The 7,330-nt window shown below is 46.8% G+C and carries 4 protein-coding genes; all 4 read left to right on the top strand.

The window, feature by feature from the left end; genetic code table 11:
* Nucleotides 1–131: 131 nt before the first annotated feature.
* The 4 genes from NDI44_RS27680 (at nt 132) to NDI44_RS27665 (ending at nt 6,781) form a co-directional block, all read left to right on the top strand.
* Nucleotides 132–230 (top strand): hypothetical protein, encoded by a 99-nt coding sequence (locus NDI44_RS27680; protein ID WP_242037223.1) that lies wholly within the window; start codon nt 132–134, stop codon nt 228–230.
* A 156-nt stretch (nt 231–386) separates the two neighbouring features.
* Complete coding sequence (locus tag NDI44_RS27675) at nt 387–1,982, top strand: helix-turn-helix transcriptional regulator (protein WP_190416239.1); 1,596 nt, start codon at nt 387–389, stop codon at nt 1,980–1,982.
* Nucleotides 1,983–2,340: 358 nt separating this feature from the next.
* Nucleotides 2,341–2,526, top strand: a complete 186-nt coding sequence (locus NDI44_RS27670) for a hypothetical protein (protein ID WP_190416238.1) — start codon at nt 2,341–2,343, stop codon at nt 2,524–2,526.
* Between the two features lie 466 nt (nt 2,527–2,992).
* Complete coding sequence (locus NDI44_RS27665) at nt 2,993–6,781, top strand: plasmid replication protein, CyRepA1 family (protein WP_190416237.1); 3,789 nt, start codon at nt 2,993–2,995, stop codon at nt 6,779–6,781.
* Nucleotides 6,782–7,330 lie beyond the last annotated feature (549 nt).

Here is a 7,330-nt window from a genome sequence, read left to right as displayed (position 1 = left end):
ATCATCGACGGAGCAGAACAGGTCTTCTAGACTGAACATGGGGTAAGCAGATGGATGAGAATTCGCGCTTTCAGCCTATCTGTTTTGCCCCTCTCTTATCCCGAACTCACGTTACATACATAACCTATGAAATGAAAAAAGAGTTGGAAGAATGGGCAAATGAGGAAGAACGCTCTATGTCTTGGCTTGTTGCCAAATTGATTGAGGAAGCGTTTCTTAGGCGTCGGTAACAGAAGCGCCAACAATCGTCGAGACAAAGTGAGAAGTAGCGATGCCTGTGACCCGAACTACGCACTCTTGGCCCCAACCTAGGCAGAACGTAAGCAGGTTTTCAAAAGAACTGTCCAGCACAAATTAGATGTAGTTTAGTAAAAAACTGGATATAAATGTTAAGAAGCAGACGCACTCAGATTAAAAACTCTGCTAAACAACTCCAACAAGAAAGCGAGTTGCAATCCCCGGCTTTATTAGAACTAGCTAGAATTCTTTATGCTCGTTTAAACGAGCAAGGATTTGAATTTCCCTCAGAAATCAAAAAAAATTATCCAGAATTAGAAAAGTTTTTAACCACTAAGTTAGCAACATTCGCCGCCGAAGCTTTGCTGGAGCAGATTAATTTTAAGAACCTACCTGTAGAGGATATAACTGCTCTACTAGGAATTCACAAACAACCGATACCCGTAACAGAACCCAAGCTGTCAACCTTAGAAGAGATTCCTTCCTCATCTCCCTTCAGAGCAGGAGTAGAATCTTGCTACCGAACTGATAAATGGAAAAATAGCCCTGACAACTGGGGAGTTTTTGAATCTCCTTGCAAAAATAAACCTAGCAATAGTGTAGAAGTTTATATATCAGGGGGGAATGATGGCGAAATATTAGCGCTTGAAGCCGCCTTGCAAATCATCGATCTAATTGGCATAGATGCAGCAAAACTTCAGTTAGTTTTTGCTTCGCATCTACTTAATCAGCCTAATCCTTGTCTTGCTAAGTTTTATCTGAAAGGAACCGAAGTTATCAAACAAATAGGTTGGGATAAAAAACATCGGTTAACCGTTTCTGAAAAGCTAGCCCAACTTGCCAGCATTTCCTTTCATTTAGGAAGAATGCTGATGAGCTGTACGTGGGTTGAAGGAAAGCCCAAAGGTAATAAAGTTAATGCCAGTGTTAGCGTCTCTCCTCTGTGGGTTGTTAAAACAGATGTGATAGGGCAAAAAAACTTACTTACAGGGAAAGTAGAGCAGCCTGATGAGGTTTATATCACTGTCAGCCCTGGCCCTTGGGTTGATAGCTGGTTAAACCGTGTTGGAGCAAGAGCTGGTACGGCGTTATGTCAGTTTGGCTGGCTAGCTACGAACATCTTGAAAATTGACCCCTACCACGATGAACTTGCTCTCAAGCTGGCAATTCACCTGACCATGTTAAGCCGGATCAAGGCTAGGGATATAAAACCCTACGGACATAAAGTAGGTGAGCTTTTAGAGGCGGTAGAACTGGAATCCCAAATTAATGCAGCTCGTTCTGATAGGGATAAAGCTCGCGACCTAAAGAATGACTGGAATAAGGCGGTGAGCCTGTTGACGAGTTTGGGTTGGCGAGTCATCTTTGACGATGCCACCTACCCAGAATGGTTAAGGCCCAATAGCAAATCTGAAAAACCCTCTGGCTGGAAAGACAAGAAAATCATTGATTGGCTCTGGGAAGCCAAATTAACGATTATTCCACCAGAACCAATTCCAGCTCTGCTAGCCACTAAAACGGAGCCAAAGCAACTAAAGCCAGCCCTCAAGCTCGAAAAGGTATCACCTCTCACACCATCTCAAGTGCGACAAGCGCGGCAGGCCAAAGGATGGAGCCAAGCTGAACTAGCGGGATTTCTGGGAATGTCGCAATCGCTAGTAACCAAGATTGAACGCAGCGAGCGGCCAATAAATCCAGAACTAGAGACTAAACTGCGAAAACTATTGGACATTCTGCAAGACTAGGAAGCGTTTCAGAACTTAAAACCAGCCCACGAAAGGGCTGGTTTTTTTCTAGAGGTTAATACAAACTTGTACTAGAAAAAATTACCCAGCAAAATTGGCTTCAAACCTTTACATCACAAGACTTTCAGCTTTAGTACAAAAATGCCCCATCGTCCCACCAAAACGCCCCATCGTCCCACCAAAACGCCCCATCGTCCCACAACGTTTTTTTGAAACAATTGCCCTGTAAACTTTTCAGCGTTTTAGTACATCCCGATCAGTTTGAGAAGTTTGATGGGCGTACAGCCCTCCTTAAATCCGGGCTGGCATAATTGGGAAAAGAAAAAACAGCGCCGCGCCGCGAGAAAAACCACCTCCGATGGCAAGGCACAAAAACCGCCAAAAATCAGCCGATGGCAAGGCTAAACAGCCGCCAATGACGACTTGGGGAAACCCAAGAAGCCAGCTAACCCTTGACGCAGAACTTAGCCCATTGCCAGTCAATGTGCTGGAAGACTCCCTAACCCAAAAGCAACTAGGCGATCGCCTAGTTGCCCTAAAGTAAAAACACACCTATTTAGAGGATTGTTTATGAGGTTGCGAAAAAAGCAGCCATAGTCAAAACCCTAAAACAACAACACCCCCACTCAAACGAGTAGGGGTATCGTGCAGACCTGTTGGTCTGTGGTCATCTTAATAAACGGAGCAAAGTCGCTCAGACAGTCCAATTAGGGAACGCTTTTTATCTTGGCGGATACTCGTTCTCTATCGCACTGGCTGGAACGCGGTTTTAGTGGTCTTTGATGCCTTGTAGCTATAAATTGGCATTCGTAGCTACAAATTGGCTTTGGGTAATTATCATCTAGCTTATCTCGAAATCCAAAGCCAGCGCAACACGCACGCGCCACCACAAACCGCACGACTTTGGCTCCTACAAACCCCACTATGTAAGGAGTTGAGCTCGTGCCATTACAAATATTGGAGTTATTAAAGCGCGTGTGCCGCTGTCAACCTCACTTAGAGGTGGCAGCATGAGTCAATTTAAACTCTTTAAGCGCGGTAGCTGCCCCATCTGTAACGGTCTTCGGAAAGACTGCCGTGAGAACGCCCACACCCAGATCGTCCACTGTCGAGCTGATGTTGTTTCAGCGCCCCTTTACCGCTTCATCAAGCAAGACACCTGGGGCTTTAATATGTGGGCTGTTGACCGGGGACAAGATTCTTGGAACGAGCAAGAGTGGGAAACCCACCGTCGTCAGATAGCAGCCGAACGAGAGCGACGACTGCAACAAGAAGCCAAACACTTTGCCTCTCTGCTTAATGTTGAAGAGCGAGATCGCCAAATCCGCAAGCTTCATCAACAGCTAGGGCTTTCTACAAAACATCGGCAGAAATTACACGACCGAGGGCTAACAGATGCCCAAATTGACGCGGGGTTGTTCTTCAGCATTGCACCTTGGCAAGAAATCAGCGGCATTAATGCAAGACTCGCCGGGGTAGATTTGTGGGGTAAAAAGCTGCTAATTCCTGCTTCTGGCATTGGATGCCCCGTAAAGGATGAATTAGGGCGTTTAATCGGCTTCCAGACCCGCTTTGACGATGCCACTGATAGCAAGTACAAGTGGCCCACTAGCCGCACAGCCAAGCGCCCAAACGGTGCCACCTCCCACCTGCCAACCGGGGAGTTGCCCATCAGCTGTTGCCGTCCCGCCACGACGGGCGAGATGGGCAGAAGTTACCTCACCACCTCATCCCCCTGCTCAACTCAAAGCATCGGTTTAGCCGAAGGCTTCCTCAAATCCTACATTGCTGCCCAAAAGCTCGACTCTGTAGTCATCGGTGCTGCTGGGGGGAACTTTACCGCCAGCCGTCAACAACTCAAGACATATCTGGAGGTGCTATCGGCTGAACTCAGCACTCACACAGTTAACTTGTACCCAGATGCGGGAGCTGTTGCTAACCCCGCTGTGATGCGGCAATATCAGCTAACGATTGAGCTAGTGCAGGAATGGGGGTACGAAGTCCAGGTAGCTTGGTGGGGTCAGCTGACCAAAGAATCCCCTGACATTGACGAGCTAGAAAACCTGGCAGCGATCGCTATCATTACCCCAGAAGAATTTTTCAGTTTTAGTCAATGTCAGAGACAATCCAGCATCAATCTTCCAATGAAAGATGCTCTAGAGAGCAAACCCGACTCTGAAGAATACGCCGCCTACGTGGAGCGGAAAGCCGACGAGGAAGCTCTAGAAGCCGCACAAGAAGCCGAACGAGAACAGCTTCAGAAGGAGCAGTACCAGCAACAGGTAGCAGCCGTACAAGCCCAACTCAACGCTCTATCTTATCCACCGACACTTTCCCTTAACCAGCGTTACTTAGAGAAGGACATTTGGAATAAGTTACCCAACCTCAAAGGTGCTATCTGTGGCATCAAGAGTCCCAAAAACACTGGGAAAACTTGGGCATTAATCGCGCTTGTAGAAGCCGCCAAGAGAAAAAAACAGAAAGTCTTGTTGATTTACCATCGACGGATTCTAGGGCGCGAGGGCTGCCTGAAAGTCGGTGCGGACTACATTGACGACATCGGTGTAACTGGTAATTATGCGCTGTCTATTGAACTCCTGAGGCATAATCCCACCTTGGGGCTTTGCTTTGATTCCCTGTGGAAATTGAATCCCTCTGACTGGGAAGGGGCAATTCTAATTCTCGATGAAGTCGAGCAATCCTTAAACCATCTGATGATGTCTACTACCTGTGAAGAGAAGCGGGGACTACTTCAACTGAAGTTTGCCAAAATCATCGAAACCGTACTGTCCACCGGAGGACAAATCATCGCCTTAGATGCCGATTTAACCGATTTGTCGCTCAACTACATCAAAGCCTTTGCTCCGGATACTACACCAGTACATTTAGTTTTAAATACTGTACTCGCTCCATCTTGGAAGGTGCGATTCTCTACGAATGCTATGAAATCAGGCACCGAAGCCGCAATCATTCGCCATGTGTCCGCAGGTGAGAAAATTGCTGTAGCGGTGGATTCCCAAAAAGAAGCTGAAGTATTAGAGCGCGACATTCTCAATTCTTACCCTAACGTGAAAGTGCTGCGGATTGACCGCAAGACATCAGAGCAGGAATTAATCAAGGATTTTGTCAAGCTTCCTAACGAGGGCTTGCAAGCGCTTGAGCCACAGGTCTTAATCTACACTCCCACAATGGGAACTGGTGTCAGCATCGATATTCCCTATTTTGATGTAATGGTGGGAATGTTCTTCGGACGCATCACCGACACCGAAGCACGGCAGATGTTGGGACGAGTGCGATCGCCTATCCCGCGGCTGGTATGGTGTAAGAAGTTTGCCTCTGACTCTGGCGTGAGTACATCGCTACTTCCCGATGTAGTTAAGCGTACCTGCCACCAGTTCCACAAAAGCACCTCCCGGATAGTCAATTTGGCAACTGCACTAATTGAAGCTGAGGTTGACGCTGTTGAATTGTTTGAAACAGCGGCAGCACTCCTGAAAGGGAATAACTTTAATTGCTCTCATTTTGATATGTGGGCATCCTTACAAGCGCGGCGTAATGGGTCTTTGACGAATCTTCAAGAGAGGTTAATCGCCGGGCTAAAAGCCGAAGGGCATGATGTTGAAGTGGTTAATATCGGTCAATCAAAGGAAACAGCTCATATCATCAAAGGGATTAAGGAGGAATTAGAGTGGGAAGAGGCGACAGTACTCGCCACTGCCAAGGACATTCCCTTTGAGGAAGCCAAGCGAATTCTCAAGACTGACCGCTCTACAGAGGAGCAACGCTTTCAGGCTCGTAAAGCTGTCTTGAAAGACAGATTACCAGGAATTGAGCTGACACCGGAGTTTGTTTACAAAGCAGCGATCGCCGAACATGGTCAATGGCTGCGTCAAATCAAGCTCTACTGGAGTTGTCTCAATCCCGATAAAGTGGCTCTGTTGGACAAAAAGACTTGGTTTTATCATTTAGCGAAGATTCTACCCTTCCTGCCAGACATCCGTACTTACAGCTTGCAAGTGAAGGTATTGCGAGATTTGGGACTTTTAGAGTTAATCGAAACTGGGGAGGTGTTTTCAAATTCTCATCCCCAGGTGCAAGCAATCGCACAAAGGGCATTTAAAGACAGACGCCGAATCAAAACTGCCCTCAACCTGACAATCAAGCTGAGAAAGCCGGGAGACACTAGGAGTAAAGGGCAGACTCCTATGCAAATCGTCAGCCGCTTGCTAGAAAAGCTTGGGGTGGAACTTGAGCAACTGGGGTACGACCACGAGCAGCAAGAATGGCTTTATAGGATTAACGAGGAATTTTGGCACGACAGTGATCGCGCTACTGTGTTGCGGGCGCTGGATGAGAAATACGCAGACTTAACCGCTCAAGTGCCTGCTGCGTCTAATGTTCGGGCGGAGGAGCCTTCTTCAAGCGATCGCTCGGCGCTTTATATAAATAATCAGGAACGAGGCGATCTACCACAAAGCCATATAGAGCAGGCAGTACAGACCTCAGACAATGCAGTTTTTGTTTCGATGAGAGCGGTTGAGGAATTTGACCAATTTGAGCCAGAAGACGGATATCACATCTCGATTAAAACCTGTGTTCAATTGCTTCAGGATGCTGTTGAGAAAGGCATTGATGCCATCAAATCCCTACTTAAGCCCTGGCGCTCAGAGAGACGGTGGGGGGCTGTGCTGTTGCTGGAAAGGCTTTCAGAGGAAGCTTTTAGGCGGTTAGAGCAGATATTCCCGGATTTCTATAAATGGCTCGAAGAGTCTTTTCTGCCGCACTCAGGGGTGGGATAGCGATCTACGGAACGGAGTAACCCACTCCAATAATAGACATCTTGCATGAATCAATCTTCATCCTCAAATTTGATGGGGCTTTCCGAGTAACCATCTGTGTAAATCTCGTGTACCCTATGGGAAGGCTTACGCCTACATCTGTGGTTAAAAACTAAAAAATTTAGAATGAGCGCAGAAGGTCTAACAAAGCAGTTACACGCAAGAATCTGAGTGTGTGGGGAATCATAGCCAAGTTTTTGACACAAGAGCCGCAAATTGACAACAACATAATTTTTGACACGGACATCTATTGTTCCCTCTCAAACAATTATTGGTTGAATTGTTTGAGCGACACATTACCGCGTCGTCTGTTCATCCTGGTTCGTCTCTAATGAAGAATTAATCTAAGCATACCCCTCTTCACAAACCGAGTTCCCTGTCCTGCTTTAGGTTGATAGCCATAAGTCTTGTGCGTAAAGCGAAACTTCTAGACGTTGATTAAGAAGGTTGGCTTGCCTAATTACTGGAAGATAGTAAATCTAAAGAAAGCAGAAAAATCCTCCTGACTAC

It is taken from the genome of Trichocoleus sp. DQ-A3 (genome assembly GCF_039961975.1).
Lineage (GTDB): Bacteria > Cyanobacteriota > Cyanobacteriia > Cyanobacteriales > FACHB-T130 > FACHB-T130.
This window is presented reverse-complemented; position numbering and strand designations above follow the sequence as displayed.

Bases quoted from the DNA above. Each gene is read 5' to 3' on its own strand.
- NDI44_RS27680 (WP_242037223.1), top strand. From the start codon at position 132: ATGAAAAAAGAGTTGGAAGAATGGGCAAATGAGGAAGAACGCTCTATG.
- NDI44_RS27675 (WP_190416239.1), top strand. From the start codon at position 387: ATGTTAAGAAGCAGACGCACTCAGATTAAAAACTCTGCTAAACAACTC.
- NDI44_RS27670 (WP_190416238.1), top strand. From the start codon at position 2,341: ATGGCAAGGCACAAAAACCGCCAAAAATCAGCCGATGGCAAGGCTAAA.
- NDI44_RS27665 (WP_190416237.1), top strand. From the start codon at position 2,993: ATGAGTCAATTTAAACTCTTTAAGCGCGGTAGCTGCCCCATCTGTAAC.